21 protein-coding genes are annotated in these 21496 nt (G+C 68.4%); all 21 read right to left on the reverse strand.

What is annotated here, in order from left to right:
* Positions 1–31 precede the first annotated feature (31 nt).
* The 21 genes from ACFF45_RS03390 to ACFF45_RS03490 all read right to left on the reverse strand — a co-directional run bounded on the left by ACFF45_RS03390 (position 32) and on the right by ACFF45_RS03490 (position 21412).
* Positions 32–1012, reverse strand: a complete 981-nt coding sequence (locus ACFF45_RS03390; RefSeq protein WP_381341637.1) for a helix-turn-helix domain-containing protein — start codon at positions 1010–1012, stop codon at positions 32–34.
* Positions 1013–1100: 88 nt separating this feature from the next.
* Positions 1101–2231, reverse strand: a complete 1131-nt coding sequence (locus tag ACFF45_RS03395; RefSeq protein ID WP_381341640.1) for a PD-(D/E)XK nuclease family protein — start codon at positions 2229–2231, stop codon at positions 1101–1103.
* A 31-nt stretch (positions 2232–2262) separates the two neighbouring features.
* Complete coding sequence (locus ACFF45_RS03400) at positions 2263–3354, reverse strand: AAA family ATPase (RefSeq protein WP_381341642.1); 1092 nt, start codon at positions 3352–3354, stop codon at positions 2263–2265.
* Between the two features lie 23 nt (positions 3355–3377).
* Complete coding sequence (locus ACFF45_RS03405) at positions 3378–3722, reverse strand: hypothetical protein (protein WP_164932256.1); 345 nt, start codon at positions 3720–3722, stop codon at positions 3378–3380.
* A gap of 217 nt (positions 3723–3939) precedes the next feature.
* A complete protein-coding gene (locus ACFF45_RS03410; RefSeq protein WP_381341644.1) occupies positions 3940–4503 on the reverse strand; it encodes a hypothetical protein in 564 nt (187 codons plus the stop codon).
* Positions 4504–4707: 204 nt separating this feature from the next.
* Entirely contained in the window at positions 4708–4962 is a 255-nt protein-coding gene (locus ACFF45_RS03415) for a hypothetical protein (RefSeq protein WP_381341647.1), read from the reverse strand.
* 28 nt (positions 4963–4990) lie between these two features.
* Entirely contained in the window at positions 4991–5839 is an 849-nt protein-coding gene (locus tag ACFF45_RS03420) for a peptidoglycan-binding protein (protein ID WP_381341650.1), read from the reverse strand.
* Positions 5840–5899: 60 nt separating this feature from the next.
* Positions 5900–6259 (reverse strand): hypothetical protein, encoded by a 360-nt coding sequence (locus ACFF45_RS03425; protein ID WP_381341652.1) that lies wholly within the window; start codon positions 6257–6259, stop codon positions 5900–5902.
* A gap of 88 nt (positions 6260–6347) precedes the next feature.
* Complete coding sequence (locus tag ACFF45_RS03430; RefSeq protein WP_381341655.1) at positions 6348–9296, reverse strand: hypothetical protein; 2949 nt, start codon at positions 9294–9296, stop codon at positions 6348–6350.
* A gap of 2 nt (positions 9297–9298) precedes the next feature.
* On the reverse strand, positions 9299–10384 hold the full coding sequence (locus ACFF45_RS03435; protein WP_381341657.1) for a hypothetical protein: 1086 nt from the start codon (positions 10382–10384) through the stop codon (positions 9299–9301).
* A 2-nt stretch (positions 10385–10386) separates the two neighbouring features.
* On the reverse strand, positions 10387–11316 hold the full coding sequence (locus tag ACFF45_RS03440; protein ID WP_381341658.1) for a hypothetical protein: 930 nt from the start codon (positions 11314–11316) through the stop codon (positions 10387–10389).
* A 16-nt stretch (positions 11317–11332) separates the two neighbouring features.
* Complete coding sequence (locus tag ACFF45_RS03445; protein ID WP_381341661.1) at positions 11333–12229, reverse strand: phage distal tail protein; 897 nt, start codon at positions 12227–12229, stop codon at positions 11333–11335.
* The gene (locus ACFF45_RS03450; RefSeq protein ID WP_381341663.1) at positions 12229–16500 is read right to left on the reverse strand and encodes a phage tail tape measure protein; all 4272 of its coding nucleotides are present in this window, start codon (positions 16498–16500) and stop codon (positions 12229–12231) included. Before ACFF45_RS03450 ends, ACFF45_RS03445 begins: the two co-directional genes overlap by 1 nt.
* A gap of 335 nt (positions 16501–16835) precedes the next feature.
* Positions 16836–17447 (reverse strand): hypothetical protein, encoded by a 612-nt coding sequence (locus ACFF45_RS03455; RefSeq protein WP_360107431.1) that lies wholly within the window; start codon positions 17445–17447, stop codon positions 16836–16838.
* 14 nt (positions 17448–17461) lie between these two features.
* Positions 17462–17956: a phage tail tube protein gene (locus tag ACFF45_RS03460; RefSeq protein ID WP_381341665.1), complete on the reverse strand. Its 495-nt coding sequence runs from the start codon at positions 17954–17956 to the stop codon at positions 17462–17464.
* 132 nt (positions 17957–18088) lie between these two features.
* Complete coding sequence (locus tag ACFF45_RS03465) at positions 18089–18388, reverse strand: hypothetical protein (RefSeq protein ID WP_128803074.1); 300 nt, start codon at positions 18386–18388, stop codon at positions 18089–18091.
* A gap of 131 nt (positions 18389–18519) precedes the next feature.
* Positions 18520–18951 (reverse strand): HK97 gp10 family phage protein, encoded by a 432-nt coding sequence (locus ACFF45_RS03470; RefSeq protein ID WP_381341668.1) that lies wholly within the window; start codon positions 18949–18951, stop codon positions 18520–18522.
* Positions 18951–19355 (reverse strand): hypothetical protein, encoded by a 405-nt coding sequence (locus tag ACFF45_RS03475; RefSeq protein WP_381341671.1) that lies wholly within the window; start codon positions 19353–19355, stop codon positions 18951–18953. Before ACFF45_RS03475 ends, ACFF45_RS03470 begins: the two co-directional genes overlap by 1 nt.
* A gap of 40 nt (positions 19356–19395) precedes the next feature.
* The gene (locus ACFF45_RS03480) at positions 19396–19821 is read right to left on the reverse strand and encodes a DUF6093 family protein (RefSeq protein ID WP_381341673.1); all 426 of its coding nucleotides are present in this window, start codon (positions 19819–19821) and stop codon (positions 19396–19398) included.
* Between the two features lies 1 nt (position 19822).
* Positions 19823–20254, reverse strand: coding sequence for a DUF6093 family protein (locus tag ACFF45_RS03485; RefSeq protein ID WP_381341676.1), 432 nt, complete (start codon positions 20252–20254; stop codon positions 19823–19825).
* Between the two features lie 51 nt (positions 20255–20305).
* Positions 20306–21412, reverse strand: a complete 1107-nt coding sequence (locus ACFF45_RS03490) for a hypothetical protein (RefSeq protein WP_381341679.1) — start codon at positions 21410–21412, stop codon at positions 20306–20308.
* Between the last annotated feature and the right edge of the window lie 84 nt (positions 21413–21496).

Consider the following 21496-nt stretch of genomic DNA (forward strand, 5'->3'; position numbering starts at 1 on the left):
CAGATTTCTGGCAAGAAATCCCTTCGGGAGCCTAAGTTTTTTGCTGTCGGCGCTCCTTGGATGCGCGCAGCGCCTCACGCGCCGCCCGGCGGGCGGACTCCACCGACTCGGGCCGCTCCTCGACCTGCTGGCGGCGGCTGGCCGCCTCCTCGTGCCACTCATCCCAGAAGCGCCCGTGCTCCCGGTGCTCCGCCGCCTTCGCCTCCTCCCTCTCCCTCTCGCGCCCTGCGCGCGGGTTGGTGCCGCAGCCACGGCAGGAGGCAGCGGGGCGGCCCTGGTGTCTCGCACAGCCCTTCAGCGGCACCTCGCGGTCCGGCGCCGGGGCGTCTACCGGAGCGGGCGCAGGCTCCCCTACGGCGTCAGCCGTGGGGGTAGGGGGGAAAGGAAGGACAGAGGAAGAACCAGGAAAGGAAGGGGTTCCATCGCTGGAACCCAGTGGGTTCCCCGCGTGAAACTCATCGGGTTCCACCGGTGGAACCCTGCCTTCTTTGCCATCCGGGTTCCCCCCGTGGAACCCTGCCCCTTCCCCTGGGTTCCCCGGGTGGAACCCTGCCTCTACCTGCGCCTTCTCAGCCCGCTGTTGCCGCTCGACTTCCCGGGCTTCGACATCCTGATACGTCATGGCGGGCTTGGCCGGAGCCGAGCGCACCACCCCCGAGCGGGCCTTGCGGGGGTTCTTCGGAGCAGCCTTTCGGGCCTCCGCAGCCGCCTTGAGCTCCGGCGTGGTCGGCGTGGGAGGTACGCCGAGCGGGAAGACCCGGTAGACGGCGGAGCGACCCGCCTTGCCGGTCTCGACCCGTTCAACGAGGCCCTTCGCTATCAGCTCCGTGACGATGGTGATGGCGCGTTTGTCGGTCACGCCGACCCAGGCAGCGAGGCGGGTCAGGCCGGGCCGCGCGAGACGCGTCTCGTCGTCGGCGCTGTCCGCGATCTTCATGAGGGCGAGCTTCTGGCTCTGGCTGAGCACGTCAGGCGGCAGATACGCCGCGGCGATCATCAGTTGAATGGACACGGTTCCCCTTGGGCGGTACAGGCATGGCGGCAGGACGGGCGCCCCGCCCGTGGTTCACGGGCGGGGCTGAGGAGTTCGGGGTTCCGGGTCAGGCCGGCGCGACGTTGATGACCGGTGCCGTCTTCTTGCCGGTCCTCCGCCGCGGGACGGGCAGCCCGGCCGCCTTGAGGTTCTTCACCATGCGGTCGGCATCCGGCTTCATCGGCACGGGAATGCCGGCGACCTCGTGGAGGTCGACCATCGCCTCGACGTCGTCCTTCTCCTCGTCGTTTCCACCGCGCCAGGAAAGCTTGTTGGGCCCGTAGATCCCGGCTGGGGACTGGTCCAGCTTCTTGCGCGCGAAGGTCTTGATCCGGTTGCCCTCGCTGGCGAGTTCGTGTCCCTTCACATAGTCGATGAGCGCCTGTTCGCGGTCGGCGTCGTTGTGGATGAGCGCCGTCTGCTCCGGGACGCCCGGGGCTGTCCCCGGCCAGCACAGGGAGCGGAACGGGCAGTAGTCGCAGATCGCGTCAAGACCCGGCCCGTTGAAGTCACACGGCATCTCTTCGGGGTCGCTGGTCTCACGCACGCGTTCCACCCACCACTGGGCTTCGGCGGCCCGCTGGGGGTCGAAGTCGATCTCCTGGATGTGCTCCGCGCCGCTGTCGCGGTTGATGAAGCGGAAGCGGATGCGGCCGATGTCCAGCGGCCCCAGCCGGGACAGGTACCGCTGGCCGGGTACGTCTTCGAATCCGACCTCGTGCAGTGCACCCGCGTACAGATGGACCTGGCGCAGTTCGGCCTCCGTAGCCCCGTACCGAAGGACGCGGTCCCACATGTACGTGGACTTCGTCTTCACGTCCTCCACGGTGAGCACGTCAGCGGGTATCGCTGGTCTGTGCCGGGCGGGCAGGCGGGCGGCAGTCGCCGCGTCGAGCTGGACGACATCGACGTGCCCCCGGATCAGGTCGTCCTGGACGCTGCGCTCGACCAGCCATCCGTACTCCGTGCGCGCCGACTCCAGCAGGCCGTGGTGGATGAACGTGCCGAGGATGGCCGCGCGCTTGTCGGCGTGGTCGGTCGGGGTGGTGCCGTGCAGGATGTAGGCGGCGCGTCGGCCGCACACGGTGTCAGATGCCCCGAGCTGGGTCTGTCGGGAGCGCGGGCGGCGGGCGTCGACGTAGTGGGCGGCGTCCCAGATGGAAGGGGCGACGCCGTCGACGATGGTGGCTATGGACACGGGAGTTCTCCAAGAGGTGCGTGCGGGCCGGTCACTGCTCGGCGTCCTCGTCCTGCTCAGCGGCCTTCCGCTTGGCGGCGGCGCGGAGCTTGTCGGCGTCGGTCAGTGGGCCCTCGCCCATCTCCGAGCGCGGGTTGTCCAGCTCGGCCGCCCGTTGCTCGGCGGCGGCCCGGACGGTGGCAATCTCGTCCCGGCTGAGGCGGTTCGCCGGGTCGGGGACCGAGCGCCACAGCGCCCCGAGGGCTTCCTTGTCCTTCAGTTCGGCGATGCGGGTCAGCCACGGCTGCACCTGGTCACCGGCGAGTGCGGGCATCACGCGCGGCTGGGATTCGATGGAGCAGCCGAGTCCGTTGAAGACCAGGTCCTCGATGCTGAAGTCCCGCAGCGTCAGGGGCTTCCTCTGCTCCACGCGCATGCGCAGGGACCGGACCTTGATGATCTGGGGGTCGGCGTCGCGCTTCATCCGCACCCAGCAGGTCGAGTCGAAGCCCAGGTCCTTCTGGGCCGAAACCTTCCACTCCGTCTGGTTCTGGATCGGCTGGCCGTTGTCGTCGGTGGCGCTGACCTGCTTGCCGCGGGCGAGGACGATGGCGATGCCGGGGAGGGTGCGCAGCAGGTAGATGATCCTGTTCCACCGCTCCAGCGCGTCGTTCCACAGGTTTCGGCCGATGTCGTAGGCGGCGTCGGGGTCCTCCTGGAGCAGCTTGCGGTTCTTCCGCGTCCTGCGGCCCCGCTCGTACGTCCAGTTGGTCAACATCCGCCACAGGGCCGACCCCGAGTCGATGGTCAGGACGACCGGCGGCTCCCCGGCCGCTGCGGCACGCCGAGCTTCGGCGTGCACGGCTTCGACCTGCTCCAGGATGTCTCGGTAGGTGCCGTCGTGCTCGATGATCAGGTAGTTCGCGCCCTCGATCGCCGCGTACTCGTCAGCCGACCCCTCGTCGAGGTCGATCCAGTACATCTGGCCGATGCGCTTCGAGGCAGAGAACTGGGCAGCCGAGTAGGTCTTGCCGGCGCCCTCCTCCCCCTCGATGAGGATCAGCGGCCACGGCACGATGCCGGTCGGCTTGCGGGTCTTGAGCTTGATGCCGGGCGGCTTGGCGGCGCCCGCTGGTGCGTTCACGATCTGGCTCCAAGAGGTCGTGGTCAGTCCGTGCGCAGGGCTCGGACTTCAAATAGCGGGGACCACTCCGGGTGTTCGGCCAGGAGGAGCCGGACGTACCGGGAGCGGTAGTCGTTGTTCAGCGCGAACTCGTCACCTCGGGTGGCCGCGCCGTACTGGTAGCGCAGGAGCTCGAAGAGCATCCCGATGCCGATGCGGCCGAACCCCTTCTCCGCGCAGTCGGCGGTCATCCGGGCCAGCGCCCTGAGAACCCAGGGATTGAGCGCGTGGAACGCCTCGAACCGCTGCTGGATGGTCAGGTTGCCGACGTCGGCGGGGTGGCGAACGGGCTGGATGGTGCCGAACAACGGCGGCTGTTCGATCAGCAAAGCTCCCCCCTTAGAGATAGTACAAACACCCTGGAGTGTTGGAATCTATCTTTGGGCAAGGGGAATGTCGATCGACAACCTCACCAACCCCCCGCCCGGCGGCCCTCTGGAAACCGGCATCCCACCCCCCAGCGAATCGAAGCGCACTCCGGCGAGTGCGCTTCTATTCTATATGCAAATAGGGGTTAGATCAAGAACAACTAGCCCTGCGGCAAGGTTAGTTGGCGGGCTTGCTGGCTGCCTTGCCTCGCGGCACGATCCTGGAGCCAGGCCCGTCGTAGGTACCCTCGCGCAGCGCAGCGAGGACCTGTTCATCGACCGCCCAGTCCACGCCGCGGGCTCCGGCCTGGAGTGCGGGCGCGTCTTCCATCACTGGCTCCAGAAGCCAAATCGGCGATCCGGAGAGCGTGTAGTCGGCTGGGCGGAAGCGGCCCGTGCTGACCGCCTTCCTCAGCAAGGCACCGGACGGCAGGCGGAACAGCGCAACGAGCTCGGCCTGACCCACGAGCGGCGGGAGCTGGTTGACCTCGCCGACCCAGTGGCCCGGGTCCTGCTCCTTTACCAGCCGCGCAAGCACGGTCTCGTTGAGGTGCTTCGTGCGCGGGGTGGTCTGACCGAAGCCCTTCACGAACTGAAGGAGCCAGTAGGGCGAGCCGCTGATGATCTTGGCATAGCGGTAGTCGAGCGTGTGGTCGCGACTGATCCACTGACTGACCTGGAGTCGCCTGACGTCGTACAGCGCGGCGAACTCGGCCCCGCCGGCCAGGTACGGCTTCCTCACCGCTGGCCTCTGATCCTCTGCCACTCCATCGCCTCTCGCTATCGGTACGTCTGCATATAGATTGTAACCAAGTGCGAGAGCGGAGTCCGAGTCCCCCTCGAACCCGGGTAGTGTGGGGGCTTCCAAGAGGTCGAAGGCCCCCGTCGCAAGACGGGGGCCTTCTTCCTTGTTACTCGAGCGGCGCTCGACGTCACGCCAGCCCGGTCAGGTTCTCGGCAGCGAGAGCTGCATGTCCTCGTACTTCGGCGGCCGGGCGTAGCCCAGCAGCCAGCCGAAGCGCGGCGACACGTGCTCCTCCGCGAAACGGAAGACTCCGTAGTAGACGAAGATCACGGCGGGAGTGAGGACACCGGACACGGCAGCCGCGTCCAGGTCGAGGCCGTGCCGCAGGGCCACCGCGACGAGCCAGCCGACCGCGGCCGGCACCCCGGTGCGTAGCAGGGATGCGTACAGATTCATGCGTTGTGCTCCTTGATGGGATCGAGGGTCAGCCGAAGAGGCGGGCCCAGGTCTGGGGGCCGGGGAAGCCGTCGGCGTCGGAACCGCTCCACTTCTGTGCGAGCTGGAAGTCCCTGACGTTCAGGCGGTCGGCCTCGCCCCAGTCGCGGGTCGGACCCACGCGGTAGTGCTTGCCGAACCCGCGCCGGACGAGCTGCTGGCCCAGCAGGAGGATCGAGGCGTTCGACTTGCCGGGGCCGAAGGCGCTGCGGCCGGGAAATGGCGGCGGTCCCGGCTTGGGCGCCGGGCTCGCCCCGGTGGGCCATTTCGGCATCGGGCCCGGGTCGGTGTGCTGGTTCTCGGGCACCTGGCCGTGGCCGTAGTGCCCGCCCTTCGTCTCCCACGTGCGCTCGCTGCGGTTCGCGTTCCAGGTGGGTGTGCCCATCGGCCAGGCGTCGGGGACTCCCCAGCTCCTGGCCCAGGTCAGGATCTTGTCGAGACCCTTGGCCGGGGTGTCCCGGACGGTCGCGTACGTCTTTCCGCCCACACGGCAGTAGGGGAAGAACAGCGTCTCGACCTGGAGGCACACCTTCCCCGTGCGGTTCGTCCGCGTGCCGCCGGCGGCGTCGACGACCGACTTCGCACGGCTGTTGGCCGGGTAGAACTGGGCGGTCCGTCCGGTGAACGGGTCCCACAGGAGGTGCGGAGCGGCCCCGCTCCCACCGCCCGCGAAGTACCGGACGAGCTGGTCGAAGGGCACGAGGTCGACGGGCTTGGCCGCCGTGCCGTTCTTGTCCCAGGTGATGTGCCAGATCACGCGCGGCGCGTACTGGGTGTCGGTGGGTGCCGTATCGCTGAGCGGGTGCCGCTCGGCTCCGGGCAGCCAGAGATCGGGCATGAGGCGCGTCCTGCTTCTCCCCCGCGCCATGAGCGATCTTGCGTGACGTTGTTCGTTTTGTTACGGGCTGCCGCGTGCGGCGAGCAGCAGTTGCAGCACCGTCAGGAGCACCGGCGCGACGAACGCGGAGATGATGAGGCGCCGGTTGGTGCTCACCTGCTCGCGATCCTGGTCGCGCTCGGCCTTCACGGTCTCCAGCTCGCGTTCGAGGGTGTCGATACGCAGAGCCAGGTTGCGCTGGTCGGCACGGTAGACGTCCACGGTGACCACCTGGTTGAGACGGTTCGCCAGAGCAGCGATGTCGCTGCGCAGATCGTCGCGGAGCTGTGCGAGATCGTCGCGCTGGTCCTCGCGCAACTGGACGACAGCGCGGTGCAGTTCCCACAGCGTGGGTTCCGCGCCCGGCGGCGGGATGCTCACCGCGTGCTCCTTCGGCGATCGGTGGCCCCGCGCCACGCCTTGATCATACGGCCGCGCTGGATGCCTCCAGATCCGTAAGGCCCGCCCCCTACTTCGTGTAGGTCACGCGAAGCTGAGGAGGGTAGGTCTGCCCGACTCCCCTGGCACGCCCGTAGTAGTTCAGGTCGGAGTTGTTCGGGTCCAGCGCAATTCCACGCCAACTAGTGCTGTCAAATACCGCCGTGATATCGACCCATTTTCCGACGTTCTTGCCCCAACTAATCGTCTGCGACTCACTGTCGGAGCTGAACGTCGACGGCCGCGATGTGAACTTGTGGGCTTTGATGACGGCCTTCCCGCCACCGTTGTAATACCAGTGATCGAAGTAGAGATAAACCTCAGCTTTCTGGATGGTGGCGCCGGAAAGGTCGGTTCCGAGCGATGCCGGAAATCCGATCAAACTCGCCTGCATTCCGTTGGTCGAGCTGTAGTAGCCCTGGAGGCACTGATTTCCGTAGTACGAGTTGTAGGCGCCGCGATTCGCATAGCTGCCGGACCAGGAGGCCGCGTAGGTCTTGGTGTAGGTCTTCGTCGGCGGAGTCGTCGTGCCGCCGCCGACGTTGTAGACCCCGGTCTCCGGGATGTACGGGCCAACGTCCTCTACGTACATCACGCCCTGATATGTGGTGCCGCCGAAAAGACGTACCGTCTGGCCGGTGGGGCCGCTCTGGCAGCGGAAGGTGGTCAGCAGGCGGTGCAGTCCCGTACCCAACGCCGAGCCGGAGCGAATGCACTCCAGTCGAATTCGTTGGAACCCGGCCGTCGACAGGGGGTAGGTCACGGACTGGATCTGCGGCGAGGTGATCGACGGGGTCTTCGCGCCGCCATCCCGGAGGGCGACGACGAGTTCGCCGCCGGCCACGGAGGGGTCGGCGTAGCAGTCCAGGACGATGCGGTACATACGACTGGTGTCTGCGTCAAAGGACAGCTCAACGAATCCGTAATCGGTGGTGCCCGCCGAGACAGAGCTGGCCTGGTAATCGACGGCTACTAGACCGCGGGCGAAGCTGGCCAAGTACGTCTCGAACGGGTCACCACCGATGGTGAAGGTGCCAGCTACGGCCAGGTCCGCGACACCGGTATTGCCCTCCTGGTCGATGGTGGCGACCGCCCTGCCATTGTTCGTCAGCGTCACGTAGTTCGGCGTGCCGGTGGTCAGCGAGACAGCCTCACCCCCGGACTCGTCGTACAGGCGCAGACCCTGCGGGGAGAGTTCGGCGCGGGCGCCGCTTCCCGGGGTCGAGAGCACGGAGCGGCATTCGAGGTTGTCGAAGTAGGCACTGCCGACGGTTACCGTGCTGCCGGTGCCGTCGACACCGACCCGCATGTTCGCCTGGGTCGAATTGGCGGGGATGGTGATGACCTTGGAGATGCGCTGCCACGTGCCGTCCGTGACCGGGGCGGAGACCACGATTCCGTCCGAGCCGAGGCGTGTTCCGGCCTCGTCGTAGAAGCCGAGGAACAGCTTCACGGTGGCCCCGGTGAAGTCTGCGGTGGTCTTGTAGTCGGCGGCGATCCAGTAACGGTCACCGGGCAGCACGGGCGAGGTGGCGTGCTGGACCCAGCGGTACGCCCCGGCGGCCGAGGTGATGCGCAACCGCTTGGCGGAGTTGTTGCCTCCGTCCTCGACGGCGAAGACCGCCGGGTCCTGGCCAGCCAGACCGGCTGCGACCACGCCGGTTTCGTAGGAGGGGTCTCCGACCAGGTTGCCGTTGGTGCCGATCGCCAGTCGAGACGCCGAGAGCGAGCCCGCGGCGATGTGGCGGGCGGTCAGCGTGTTGGTGGCGATCTCGTCGCCGGTAAGGGACAGCGCCTTGACCTCGCGGGCGGTGAGGGACTTGGCGACGACCTTCTCACCGGTGACGGACTGGGCAGCCAGCTCCAGCGTGCCGATGGATTCGGCCAGGACCATGCCCGCGCCGATGACGGTTCGGATCTCGGCGTTGTCGAAGTCGGCCGTGCCGGCGGTTGCCTGGAAGTCTTGCAGCCAGACGGTGGCGGCTACGGTCCCGGCGGGGGCTTGCACCTGCTGACTCACACGCGCCCATGCGGCGCCGGGGGTGGGCGTCGCGATGGCGGTGCCGTAGCCGAGCACAGCGCCTGCGGCGTCCTGCCAGCGCAGGTAGAACCGGACGGAGTTCCCTGCCCAGTCGGCGGAGACCCGGTAGTCGAAGGCGAGGAAGAAGCGGTTGCCGGGCGAGACGGGCAGCTCGGTGATGCGGAGACTGGGAGAGGCGGCCGTTGCGCTGGTGCCGTTGACCCGCAGAGCCTTCGGTGAGCCGTTGCCGCCGACCAGCGTCCACTGGCTGTTCGCGGCGACGAGCTGTGCGGTGAACGCTCCCTCGAACGACGGGTCCGGCATCAGGTTGCCTGTGCCGATGGCGAGCTGGTTGTGACCGACTGCACCGATTTGCAACTTGGCGCGGGACACGGCGCCCTCGGCGAGCGCGGTCTCGCCAACGATGCCGTCCAGGACCTCTTGGGCGACGACCGGCCCCGGCGTGACCGGCCCGCTCTGGACTGACGGGGGCGACGCGACGCCCGAGGAACTGCGCGTCAGCAGGCGGACGTACAGCGCCTGCTCGGCTGGAATGGTCAGCGTGCCGCCGCGCGGGGATTCGAGTGTGCCGCGCAGGGTGGCGCTGCCGGGCGTGAAGTTGTCGAGGCCGGCCGCGTGGACCTCGACGCGGGCGAAGTCCAGCGGCGCGGCGACGGCGTCGGCGAAGGTTCCTTCCCAGGCGGCGGCCACGCCACCCGGGATCGCTGTGACAGTGGGCTGGCTCGGGGTCGGAGGTGTTGGGCCATTGACGACGTTGACTCCGGTGGTGCCGTCGGGCTGCTGGCCGATGACCGCGCGCAGGGACCCGTCGTCGTCGAAGACGTTGATCGCGCCGTCCTCGATGGAGGAGTAAGCGAGTTGGGCCGTGCGGCTGGTGCTGTCGAGGCGCCGTTCAACGGCGGCCAGGCGGGCGGCGAGGCTGGCGATCTGGTTGGTCATGCTCAGGCTCCGTAGGTGTAGCGGTCCGCCCGCGCCAGTTGGACGGTGACCTGCTCCGGCTCGTCGTCGGCCGGTGGTTTGAGGGTCCAGCCGGTGATGCGCGACCAGCCGTCGTACTGGGTCCACTCGTCGTTCAGGCGTACGCGCACGTCGTCGCCGATCTGGAAGGCTCCGATACGGGCCGCCGGGTGGTCGCGGAGCACTACCTCGGTGACCTCGCCGATGACCGACCGGTTCACGCGCTCGGTGCGTGTGCGGGCAGCGAGCCGGTCGTTGGCCTTCTCGGTAGGCACTTCGAGGACCTGCTCCAGGCGCAGGCGCCCGTTGCGGGCTGCGTCCACGACGCGGCGCCGGGAGCGGCCTTCGCCTGCGCCGAGGCCGATGACGACCTGGGCGTAGCTGTCGGCGTCGTACTCCACGGGAACGGTGGAGGTGACGTTGATGCCCGAGGTGAAGCTGATGTCCTGCCGCCGCGTGCCGAGGCGGGGCCACCCGATCCGGATGCGCTGCGTCGGCGTGTCCCCCGACCAGGCGACGGTCTCGGTCCACTCCGGTCCGCCGGCCACGGCCACCATGTCGTCCACGACCGTGTTGAGCGTCGGCGCCTCCCACCAGGACGTTGAATAGGGCTCGGCGGGCGTGCCGACCTTGGCGTTGGACGTCGTCCCGTCGACCGCGACGTGCAGGTTCCCGTCCGGCTGGGCCTGGCAGTACGCCCAGACGTCGCGGATCACGCGGCAGGGGTCGGCGTTCACCCACGGCCCGCGGCCGTCGAGGTTGCCGTGGAGGTCGGTGCGCTTGGTGAGGTACGAGCCGAATCCGCTGGCCTCGATCCGCAGCTTCTGTCCTTCGGGCTCGGCGCGCCAGATGATGCCGCCCCACAGCAGGGTGCGGTCGCGTTCGGCGAAGATCAGCGTGGTGCCCGGGTCGACCTGGGCAGGGGTGAGGTTGGCAAGTCTCGGCTCGATGACGCCGGTGAAGTTGCCTGGCCCGCACAGTTCCGGGCCGAACTCGACGCCGGTCAGCGGAAGGTCCCAGGCGAGGGTGTCACCGGTGAGGGCGTGCGTGGTCAGGTAGCGGTACGACATCGTCAGATGACGCCCTCGTTGAACTCCACGTCGCAGACGATCGAGGTGCTGCCGTCCACGCCGAGGTTGCCGGTCTCGCTCTTGGACATGTAGGTCTGCACGTACAGCGTCTGATTGGTGCCGCGCATGGCCGCCGTGATGCCGATGTTGTCGGCCAGGACGATGGTGGACCGGCGGACGATCTTGCCCTGGTCGTCGTCGATGACCGTGTTCTGGCCCTGCACGGTTCCGATGACCTGCTGCATTGAAGCGAAGACATCCGCGTCGGACATGCGCAGGCCCGCGAAGGTCGTGACGGCCTTGAGGTTCACGGCCCAGTCCGGCACCGGAATGGTCCAGCGCGCGGCGGCGGGCCACGTGTGCCACTTGTTGTCCTGGTAGACGAGGGTGGACAGGCTTCCCGGGAAGGACGTGTAGAGGCGGCGTTCCCGCCGCGGGTTGGCGATCTTCCGCAGGTCCTTGATCATCGCGTCGGTGATCGTCGCGGTATTCGACGGGATGTCGAGGCGGGCCAGGGGGATGGCAGTCATCCCCGCCGGCACCGCCGTGGCGGTGGCCGACACGTTAGGGATCACCTGGAAGTAGCCGATGTCGTCCTTGGCCGGGTCGCGGTTTCCCTCGTACTCGGGGTCTTCGATGCGCTGGACCAGCAGGTCGGATCGGCCGGAGGCGCCGGTGGGCGCTACCGGCACGATGGCGTCGCCGACGTTGTACTGCGTGTACGACCCCTGCCCCCATGCAGCACCGCGTATGACGGAGGAGCCATCTCCGACTCGTACGCCGGCGCCGGGCGCGGAAAGCTGCCGGACCTTGAGGTCGTTGGCCTCGGTCACGCCCTGGTTGCCGCGGGCGAGGTCTCTGACCATCATCCGGAAGGCGCGGGCGGGGTGTGTGCCGCCGTGGGTGAGCATGGGCGGCTGGACGAGCGTCACAGCAGGGTCCTCCTTCTTACAGAGCGGTCCACGCCGACCGCCACGAGACGGTCAGGCGGGTGGTGTTGGTGTAGTCGGCGGCCGTCCAGCGGATCTCGCTGCGGCCCGGCGGGATCTGGAAGAGGTCCAGGCGTGATGCGCCGGACAGCGCCGAGGCGGCGTTGCCACTGCCGTTGCGCAGGACCCACCGCGTGCCGGGCCGGGTCTCGATGTCGATGCGCTCGCCGACCCCGAGAGTGATGTCGAGGTCCAGGACGCGCCCGGAGTCGACGTGCAGGATGCGGGGGTTGGCGACCGGTCCGGAGATCCGGATGGTCGGCCACGCGCCGGTGTTGCCGTCGTTGATCACCCAGCCCGGTCTGGTTTCCGGGGTGGCGATGCCGGTGGTGATGGGGGCGACGAGCGGCGCCGTGAAGCCCTCGGTGCTGTTGGAGATGTCCAGGGGCAGCGTGACGCTGGAAACCTCGTCGTCGTGCAGGCGCGGGTCGAGGGCGGTGAACTCCAGGTCCAGGGGTATCCAGCCGTGGATGGCCTGCGCGGTGGAGACCGCTTCGGCGCGTCGGATGCGGCCGAAGAGGACTCTCGTGCCGCGTCCGGGCCAGCGCAGTCGTAGCTGTGCGAGCGCGCCGGCGGTGCGCCGGATCTTCGCGTTCGCGGCGACAGCCTCTATCTCCGCGAGCTTGTCCAGGGCAGCGGCCGGATCGCCCGCGGTCCGGATTCCCGCTTCGATCCGCACCGTGCGCGGCGCGTAGAGATCGACTCCGGGAAACGCGCCGTCGTCGGCAGGGTTCAGCACGTCCTGTGTGCGCAGCTCGGCAGCCCCGAGTCCTTCGACGTCGGAGATGGACACGGCCGTCTTGTGGCCGATGAGAACCCCGCCGAAGTCGATCTGCCATTCGCTGAGGGAGAGCATCAGATCCGCCCCCCACGCTGGGCGTTCCGCAGGCGGCGCATGATCTCCCCGGACAGCTCCTGCGGCGAGCTGTCGCGGCCTTGGACGGTGATCGGCATGTTCTCCACGAGGGCCTTCGGCTGCTGCTGGACGACGGTGACCTTGATGGCGGTCGGCGGCCGGGCGTCGACGAGCCGCATGGCCGGTGGGGTGGCGCCGCTGGCCAGGCGCATCCCGAAGCGCGTGGCGACGTCGTTCAGGACAGACAGGGCGCTGCTGCGCTTGGCGGCGCCGAGCGGGATGAACGCCTCGCCCCCGGTGCTCGGTTCGGCGAACTTGATCAGTCCGCCGGAGGTGGCGTAGAGGCCGGGCGTGAGGATGCCGCCGTTCGCGTACGACAAGCCCTTGTTCGCGCGGCTCAGGTCGGAGAGGAACTTGGCGCCCTTCGACCCCAGCGCCCTCTTGATGCGGGAGAGGCCCAGGTTGGCGACCTCGATGATGTGGTCCTCGTCGAGCCCGGTGGCTTCAGCGACCGCGTGCAGGCCGGTCGTCTTGCTCTTGACCGCGCTGATGATCGCGACCAGGTCGGGCAGGTCCTCACTGGGGATGGTTTTGTCGGCGCTGGCTGCGGCGTCGTTCGCCGCCTTCGCTTTCTTCTTGTCCTTCACGGCCTGGGCGGCGAGGTCGGCCGCGTCTTGGTCCCCCTGCTCGGCCAGGCGCTTGGCGAGGTCGCCGTATCCGCTGGCGGCAAGCTTGGCCAGGTTCTTCTCGAAGCCGGTCTGGTCCTTCACCGCTTGGCGTAGCTGCCCGGTGTACTCGCCGAGGCTCGCCTTGGAGGCTTCGGCCAGCTCGCGGAGGTCCTTGGTCATCGACCGCAGGTACTTCGAGCTGCCGGTCGCCATCTTGTGCGTGAGGGAGATGCCCTCCTCGCCCATTTCCGCCAGCGCGTCCGCTACGTCCTGGCCGGCTCGGCGGGCCACCGTGTCCAGGTCCTTGCGCCACCGCTTCGCTGTCGACACCGACTGGTGCAGCTTCTTCGTGAACAGCGTGAGGCTGAAGTTGCCCTTCTTGTCCTGCGAATCGCTGGCAATCCCGGAGAGCGAGTACAGCGTCTGCGGCTGGTAGGTGAAGCCCGACAGACCCCCGTCGGCGTGATAGCTGACCTCTCCGCCGAAGCGACGGGCCACTTCGTCCAAGATCCGCTTCGACCTGGCCCGCTTCGCTCCGGCCAGCGGGATGTACGCCTCCCCCTGCGTCTCAGGCTCGGCCCACACCCTCCACGCGCCGGCGGGGGCGATCTGAGCCGTGTGCTCCTCGCGGCGGGAGCGCACGCCGCCGTCGGCGTAGAAGTCGATCAGGCCGCCGTTCGCCTGCTTCTTCGGCGCCTGGATCGAGTCGGGGACGCCGTTCGCGTCCTTGTCCCACGACGTGGGCTGGACCTTGGCGAAGAACGGGATGGTCACCGACGCGGGCTTGTTGACAGAGACGGTGATGGTCTTGGTCCCGGGGATGCGTCCCACGGACGCGCCGATGCCGTCGAGCTGCGTCTGCACCGCCGCCATGTCACCTGACAGGAGCGCGGTGGTCAGGGCCGATGCTGCTGCCGTGCCCTTCTGCTGGGCCACGGCGACGATGAGGCTGAGCATCCCGGACCACTCGGAGTTGGACTGGACCCCGGCCGCCTTGAACGCTCCTACGACGCCCGTCAGGTCGGGGGCCTTGATCGGCAGGTCCGCGCCGTACAGGGCGTTGAGCTGCGTGCGGATCTCCGTGACGTCGCCCTTGAGGAAGGACTGCGCTAGCGAAGTGGACGCTTCCTTGCCGAACTTGGCCGACACGTCGGCCAGGAGCCCCATGCCCTGTTCGAGCTGCGCGGCTGCTGCCTTGGGCAGCTTCTTCGCGGCCTTCTCCATGTCGGCCACGGTCATGTCCTGCATGACGCGGGCGAGCTTGCTGGGGTCGTTGGTGGCTGCCGCGTCCGCCCAGGCTTCGGCTACCTTCTTGCCGTACTTCGCCGAGATCGCGGGCAGTTGCTCCAGGCCGGCACGGAAAGCGGGCGTCGAGCGGGCGGACGACTCCTGGATGATCGATTCCAGCTCGTCAGCGACCTTGCCCTTGCCGTGCTTGAGCTGCTCGACCAGCTCGTCGAGGATCGGCGCCGAGTCGGGGCCGAGGTCGGAGAAATGGTCCGCCAGATCGAGGCGCCCGGCGGCGGCCAGCTCGCCCAGGTTCTTCTGGAACTCGCGCTGCGCCTTGAGCTGCTTGCGCAGCTCCGCGACGTAGTCCGACAGGGATGCCTTCGACGCGTCGGCGGACAGGCCCGCCTTACGGTTGGCCTCGGCCACCTTGTCCTGAGCGGCCTTCCACGCCTTCGCCGGGTCGACGATCGAGGCGAGGGACTTGGCCATCGCCTCCATCTGATCGGTGAACTGCGGCGCCCCGTTCTTGTCCGTCGGCAGGGACTGCGTGAGGTCCCAGGCCCCGAGCATCTCGCGCCGGTTGTTCTTGATCTTGTTGTTGACGATCGCCATGTTCGCGGCAAGCTGGCTCTCCTGCTTGACCGCGTTGCTCCAGATCTTGTGCTGCTTGTCCAGGACCTTCTTGGCGGCGTCCCATTCCGGGTCGGGCGCGTATGAGCCGCGGTCCCAGGTCAGTGCCTTCTGGGTGTTCAGCTCGTCCTTGAGCTTCTTGAGCTTCGCGCCGCCGGAGGTGATCGCGTCGATGGCGGTCGCCACGTCGATCCCGGCGTCCTTGAGCTTCTTGACGTCGTCGCTGTTCGTGAGCTGTTCCGTCAGGGTCCGCAGTCCGGCTCCCTGCTCGCCCTCCTCCCGCTCCTTGCGGAGGGCGTCGACCAGCTCCTCGGTAGCGGCCTTGGCCTTCTGCTTGCTGGCGGAGTAGGCGGCGTACACGCCGATACCGATCGTCATCAGCGCCGTCAGGCCGGCCACCGCGATACCTGCTCCGCTGAGGACCGCGGGGAGGGCGGAGCCTCCTGCGCGGGCCGCCGCGAGCTCGGTCCGGAACACGGTGAGCTGGGCGCCGAACCGCAAGAAGGCCGCCTTGGCGAGCAGCGCGGCGGCCGAGAGCGCCAGGACGACGCCCATGACCGACTTCACCGGACCCGGCAGGTCGTTGACCGCCCCGGCCAGCACGTTCAGGGCCTCCCCGACCCCTTGAAGGGCGGGCAGCAGCACGCGCGCCATGTCGATGCCGAGGGCCTGGGCCTGGTTCTGGAACAGACTCCACTGGCCCGCCGTGGTGTCCATCTGGATCGCGTACGCCTTCTGCGTTGCGCCGGCGCGCTCGACCTCCTGGCTGATGCCCTGGTAGGTCGCGGCGTAGTTCTCGCCATCGGCGGCCGACAGGGCCAAGGCGGCGCGGACCGCCCGGATGTCACGCAGCAGGGGAACCAACTGGTCCGCGCTGCCGCCGGTGGCGTTGCGGACCTTCTGCATGACGACGTACAGGCCGTCCTGCTGGAGGGCAGCGGCGGCCGACTCGTAGCCGAAGCCCTTGATCATGTTGGACAGCTCTTGGGTGGGCTTCATCATGCGCGTCAGCAGCATGTTGAGCGCCGTGACGCCCTCGGCCGCCGGGATGCCCGAGAGCGTGACCGCCGCGAGCGCCGAGCTGATGTCCTCGAACTTCACGCCCGCCGCAGCGGCCATCGGAACGACGTCGCCGAGCTGCTGTGCCAGCTCGTCGAACGACACGACGCCGTAGTTGACGGTCTGGAACATGACGTCCATGACGTCGCTGGCCTGTGAGGCGTCCATTCCGTACGCCTTGAGGACGCCGAGCAGGGCTCGGGCGGACGTCTCGGTCGTCGTGAGACCGGCGGCGGCACCGCGGGCGGCCACCCGGAGGATCGTCATCGCGTCGGCGCCGTCGAAGCCGGTCGAGACGACCTGGTACAGGCCCTCGGCAAGCTGGGCGGCCGACTGCGGGAGCTGAGTGCTCAGCTCGACGATCTGGTCCGTGAAGTGGCTGATGTTGGTGCTGTTGATCTCCTTCGAGATCGTCATGACGTTCGCCATGTGCTTCTCAAGCTCGATGGCGCTGCGCACGCCCATGACGAACGCGCCGCCGAGAGCGACGCCCATCACGGTGAACCCGGTGGCCATCGCCCGGCGGGTCCGGTCCGATCGCGCCGCGAGCGCGTTGAGGTCGCCGTCAAGGCGGCGAACCTGCCCGCCGAACGCGGTGACCTGGCCCGCCGCTGTTCGCAGACCTCCCACCAGGCCGGTCACGCCGGCCTGGACCTGGACGTAGAGGGTGTAGGCCCCAGCCACTGGCTAAGCCTTCTTTCTGGGCCGAAGCCCGACCTTCACCCCACGCCCCTCCGGACCCTCCGGGACCTGTTCCTGCTCCATGGCGATCAGCTCGCAGCCGACGCACCGGTGTGTCTCAGTGACGTACGCGAAGCGGTCGCCACCTGCCTGCTCGTCCCACTCCTCCGGCCTGGTCCCGCACGACTCGCACACCGTTCGCGAGAAGCCGAGGTAGGCGATGGCCTTCGCGCGGTCGAGCGCCGACCACCGCCCGTCTCCCGCTCCGGTGAACTGCGAGTGAGGGATTCCGTACGAGGCGCAGACCTCCATCTCTGCGCGGAAGCCCGGGTCGGAGGTCAGCCTTTTCCCAGGTCCGCCCTCAGCGTCTGGTTGACCAGCAGCGCACAGGTGAACAGGGCCTTGGCCTCGGAGTCAGGCCACGCGTCGAGGAGTTCCTGCGCTTCCTGCTCGCTCATGCCGGGAACCTCGCCACCGGACTCGTCCCGCTCGATGTGGCATGCGGCGATGAGGGCCGCCGGGTAGGTCTCGACGTTGTACTCCATGCCCTGATCGGCCTGGGCTTCCGTCGGCGGATGATCGCGCAGGAGCTGTTCCCAGGCCGGACGCGGAAGTGCTCGGAAGGTCAGGACGACCGTCGCGTCCTCCAGGACCTGTTCGGCGGCGTCCAGCCGCAGTTGCGCGGCGACGACTTCCGGCTGGCTGACCGTCCACTCCTCGCGGTCGGCCTCCGAGACGCCCTGCTCGATGGACTGCCCGCGGGCGACAGTGCGCGCCTTGGCCAGTTCCAGGGCGGCATCGGTGGCGTTCTTCTTTGCCTCGTCGTCGTCGCACAGCCGCAGACTGCGCTCGGGGAGCTTGCGGGCCTTCAGCCGCGCCATCTTCGCCGACCAGTGGGCGTCGCGGGCGACGGCGGCGGCCGGGGGTTCGGATATCGCTGTGGTGGTCATGCGGCAGCCCCGGCTCAGACGGTCTTCGCCGGCACGGCGGCGTCGAGGGTGGGCTCGTCGGTGATGCCGAAGGTGACCTTGAACTTCGCCGGTTCCGACGCGGTGCTGTAGGAGGGGCTGCGGCTGCCGACACGGATGGGGAACACGTCGAGCGACTTGGACTGCGGCACGTCGCCCTTGCGCAGGATGGCGATGTACCCGATGACGCCCTTGGACAGCAGGGTCTCGATCTCGTCGCTGACCTTGTCCTCGTAGAACGTCAGCGAGCTGTTGTCCGCCTTGTCCTCGCCCGGGATCGTGGTGGCGAACGTCGACCCCATGTCGGGGGTGTCGATCGGGGTGTTCTCCAGCGACCAGCCCTCGACGTCGGAGATCGTGTCCGACAGGTTGGTGGCGTTGGTGGGGCCGAGTTCGCCGCGGGTGGGGATGTTGTCGTCGGAGGCGATCTTCTGCAGGAAGTAGAAGAGGGTGGTGCCTCGGCGCATGAAACGCTGCTGCGTGGTTGCCACGCGACTCTCACTCTCCGGGGACGCTGACGGCCCCGGAATACGGCAGGCCCGTCCCCAACAGATCAAGCTGGGAGTCGGCCCGTACCGAGTGGTCGGGCGTCCGCGATGGGCCTCCGCGGTGAGGTGCGGCGGTTAGCCGAGGGTGGTGACCTCGATCGCGAACCGCTGAACGTAACTGTATACGCCGCTGGCGACAGTCACGCCTTCTTCTTTGTCCAGCTCACGGGACATGACCACGTAGCCTGCGGCCGTGATCGGGTAGGTGTAACCGAGCACGGTGCGAGCCAGCATGCCCGCGCGAACCTTGTCGGCCATCCACTCCGCCTGCTCGGCGGTGGTGGCAACTGACGTGACCTGGTAGACGATTCGGGCGTCCGCGCTGGCGTCTCCGAAGGGTGGGCCATCGCTGGTCGAACCGACCGGATAGAGCACGCTGTAGGGAGTGGCCGCTCCCGTGGGGAGACTGCTGGACGTGGGCGCCGATCCGTACCCGCAGGACCGGCCGGTGGCGCTGGCGAGCATCGCTTGGACGGCGAGACTGAGCACTCGCCCGGATACGGCCATCAGTCGCCCACCGCCGCTCCGACCGCTGCCAGGAAGGCCGGACGGACCTGTTCGACTGCTGGTCCCACATGCGGGTACGGCGGCTGGTTGTAGATCCGCCCGAGGCTGTCGGCCCCGACGAAGCCGTACTCCAGGCGCCTGCTCTGCGGCTTGTTGGTGCCGACGATCGCCTCGACATTCAGGCCGCTGGTGCTGAACTCGTGGGTCCACGAGCGCCGGTAGTCACCCGTCGGCGCGTTCGGCCCCGGCCGGCCGCTGGCGTTGGCCTTGATGGCGGTCTCCAGGAGCATGGCGTAGTGCTGGACGACGCTGGCCACCGCCGGGAGTGCGGCTGCCGCGCGGGCATTCAACAGAGCGGCGATCTGCGGCGCGTTGCTGTTCGCACCTGCCGACGGGTGCGCGTTCGGGTGGGGGTTTCGCGGGGATGCCATCAGCTCGTCTCCTGGGCTTGGTCGAACTCCCCCCGCGCCCACTGCTGGAGCTGCGCCAGGACGGCCTTGGTGAAGCCGTGCGGGCCGCCGTCCATGTCCGGCCGTGCCAAGGCCGCCTTCTCCAGCAGACCCGGGTTGATCGCTGAGAGGAAGTGGGCGGCGGCCGGTCCCGGCTCGTACGGGATACCGACCGCGACCCTGGCGTGGCCGTCGAAGTCAGGGCTCGTTTTGCCTTGCGCGAACTGGATTATCAAGTCCGCGACGCTGCCCGCCTGTTGGTGGATGGTGTAGCCGGAGACGACTCGCGAGTAGTCCTTCCCGTCTATCTCTATTGAAGCCTTGCTGCCGTCCGCCTTGACTCTGACCTGCCGGATGTCGGCGGGCGGAGTGTCCGTGATCTCCATGTACCGAGCGTAGGACGGTTCGCGGACACTCCGATTCGCCTCAGGACGGCGGCGTGATTTCGTCCAGCCGCGTCACCCGGACCAGTTCCACGGTTGACGCCTCGGCCGGGTCGAGGACCTGCCAGACACGACCGCCCGTTGCGGCGCTGCCCGAGTGCGCAACCGTCACCTCCACCCGGTCGTACCGGGCGGGCACCGGCGCCCCGAGCGGCGTCAGCAGCCGGTACCAGGACACGGTGTCGTCGAGCCACTGCTTGCCGATGATGCCCTCGGCAGTCACCTGTCCGTGCCCGGATAGCATCGCGCCAGGCCCCTCGTAGACCAGGTCGGCGGGTACCTCGCCGAGGAGACCGGTTACGGGGTCGAGCGCCGGCGTGCCGGTGGGCCGGGTGACTCGCACCGTGTCGAGCAGGAGCTTGGCCTCCAGCTCCTTCCGCACTTCCTCCGGATCGATCGCTGTCGTCACTTCACGCTCCGGTGGTCTGGGTGTTCTGGTCCACCCAGGTGGTACGGACGATGCTCAGCGTTGAGGTCTCCCCGATGTCGATCACACGCCACGTCCGGCCGATGGCTGACTCGTCTTCGGCCTCCACGACAGCAACGGTGTCCTCGCGCGAGGCGACCGGCGCCGACAGCGGCGTCAGCAGACGGTACCGAGACGGCGTGTCGTCCACGTATGCCTGACCTGCGAGGTGCAGGACGACGGACGGCCCGCCCGTTGGAAAGATGGCGCCCGGTCCCTCGTAGACGGTGACGGGCGGCCCGGGTTCGTACTGTCCCGTGTCCGGGTTGAACACCGGCTCGCCAGGCCGGTAGATGCGGATCTTGTTGGTGAGGATCTTCTTCTCGACGATCGCGCTGACGGCCCCCAGAGTCAGCCCTTCAGTAGGCACGCTCATGTGTTCGAGAGTAGCCGCGAGCAGCGACAGGCCCGATTCCGCGCACTCGGCTCACCGTGGCGTCGCGACGCTCAGGGAGCGAGCGATCACGGCTTCGCTCGCATCGAGCGCGGCTGAGAGGTCATCAGCCAGGTCGTCCGGCAGGTCTCCTGCCCCCAGTCCGCAGAACCGGACCAGGTCACGGCACTCCCGAGCCTGGTCGTCTGGCACGAGGGAGTTGAACAGCGCGTGCGCCAGCACCTCACGGGCCGCGTACCCGTCGCGAGCTGCCCTTGTCCGGAGGTGCAGATTCTCGACGAGACGGCAGGCTGCTGGATGTTGGGCGCCGACCGCGTCCAAGACCGTGAGCCCGAGGCGAACGTCGAAGACGGTGCGGCCTGGTTGGGCCTCGTGGTTGAGGTATGTGCTCACCAGGTCTTCTGCGCCGTCGCCGAGGTCTCGGCCGGTGTCGCGACGGCATAGAACGGTCAGGCACGCGGTGACGGCCTGCTCCCACGGATCGCCGGGTGCCGTCTCGGTGAGCAGTTCTGCGGCGCGTTCGGTGCGCCCGTCGGTGAGGGCCGCGACTACGGCGACTTGGCGGCCGTCGAGCATCCGTGTGCCCACACCGCGGTGCTGCTCGATGTGATCCAGGGCTTCCCGCCAACGGCCTTGCGCGGTCAGGCTGCGCGTGCCGTCCGCGAGCACCACACGCCACAGCCAGGCGTACACCTCCCGCCGGTCCTCGTCGGTGCGGGTGAGGTCCGCTGGCACGGTGATGCCTTCGAAGACCGCGCTGCGGCCCGTGCCGACGGCTTCGTACAGGTCTAGAAGGCGTTGGCGTCCGTCGTCGTTGCGGCCGGCGCGGATCTGTAAGCGCGCGAGGTTGACCAGCGGTTCCAGCCCACGGATGGCGCTCATGGCGGGCAGCGGGCCTGCCCGGAGGTATGCCTCAGCGTGCCGGTGGCACATGGACCGGGCGAGGTCGGGCAGGTCGACGTCAGAGGCGACCAGCGCGGCCTGGTTGAAGACGGCGGAGGCAACGCCCTGATCTCCCTGGTCCGTCGCCTTGACGGCGAGTTCGGCCAGGGCCTGCACGCGGGCGGGCAGCGGCGAGCAAGCGGGCCTGAATCGGGCGACGAGCGGAAAGCGCCTTGCTATCGGGCCGTGCGGGTCCATGTTTCCCCCTGGTGCGACGGTGCCGGGATGGAGGAGGGCGAGGTGGTGCCCGTCGACTGTGCGACGGGCACCACCTTCTTCACA

This window comes from Streptomyces cinereospinus, assembly GCF_042430725.1.
In the GTDB taxonomy this organism is placed as follows: Bacteria; Actinomycetota; Actinomycetes; order Streptomycetales; family Streptomycetaceae; genus Streptomyces; species Streptomyces cinereospinus.

What these genes read in the sequence shown, in the direction of transcription:
- ACFF45_RS03415 (WP_381341647.1), bottom strand. Translation starts at nt 4,962, where the DNA reads ATGAATCTGTACGCATCCCTGCTACGCACCGGGGTGCCGGCCGCGGTC.
- ACFF45_RS03420 (WP_381341650.1), bottom strand. Translation starts at nt 5,839, where the DNA reads ATGCCCGATCTCTGGCTGCCCGGAGCCGAGCGGCACCCGCTCAGCGAT.
- ACFF45_RS03430 (WP_381341655.1), bottom strand. Translation starts at nt 9,296, where the DNA reads ATGACCAACCAGATCGCCAGCCTCGCCGCCCGCCTGGCCGCCGTTGAA.
- ACFF45_RS03435 (WP_381341657.1), bottom strand. Translation starts at nt 10,384, where the DNA reads ATGTCGTACCGCTACCTGACCACGCACGCCCTCACCGGTGACACCCTC.
- ACFF45_RS03445 (WP_381341661.1), bottom strand. Translation starts at nt 12,229, where the DNA reads ATGCTCTCCCTCAGCGAATGGCAGATCGACTTCGGCGGGGTTCTCATC.
- ACFF45_RS03455 (WP_360107431.1), bottom strand. Translation starts at nt 17,447, where the DNA reads ATGACCACCACAGCGATATCCGAACCCCCGGCCGCCGCCGTCGCCCGC.
- ACFF45_RS03470 (WP_381341668.1), bottom strand. Translation starts at nt 18,951, where the DNA reads ATGGCATCCCCGCGAAACCCCCACCCGAACGCGCACCCGTCGGCAGGT.
- ACFF45_RS03475 (WP_381341671.1), bottom strand. Translation starts at nt 19,355, where the DNA reads ATGGAGATCACGGACACTCCGCCCGCCGACATCCGGCAGGTCAGAGTC.
- ACFF45_RS03485 (WP_381341676.1), bottom strand. Translation starts at nt 20,254, where the DNA reads ATGAGCGTGCCTACTGAAGGGCTGACTCTGGGGGCCGTCAGCGCGATC.
- ACFF45_RS03490 (WP_381341679.1), bottom strand. Translation starts at nt 21,412, where the DNA reads ATGGACCCGCACGGCCCGATAGCAAGGCGCTTTCCGCTCGTCGCCCGA.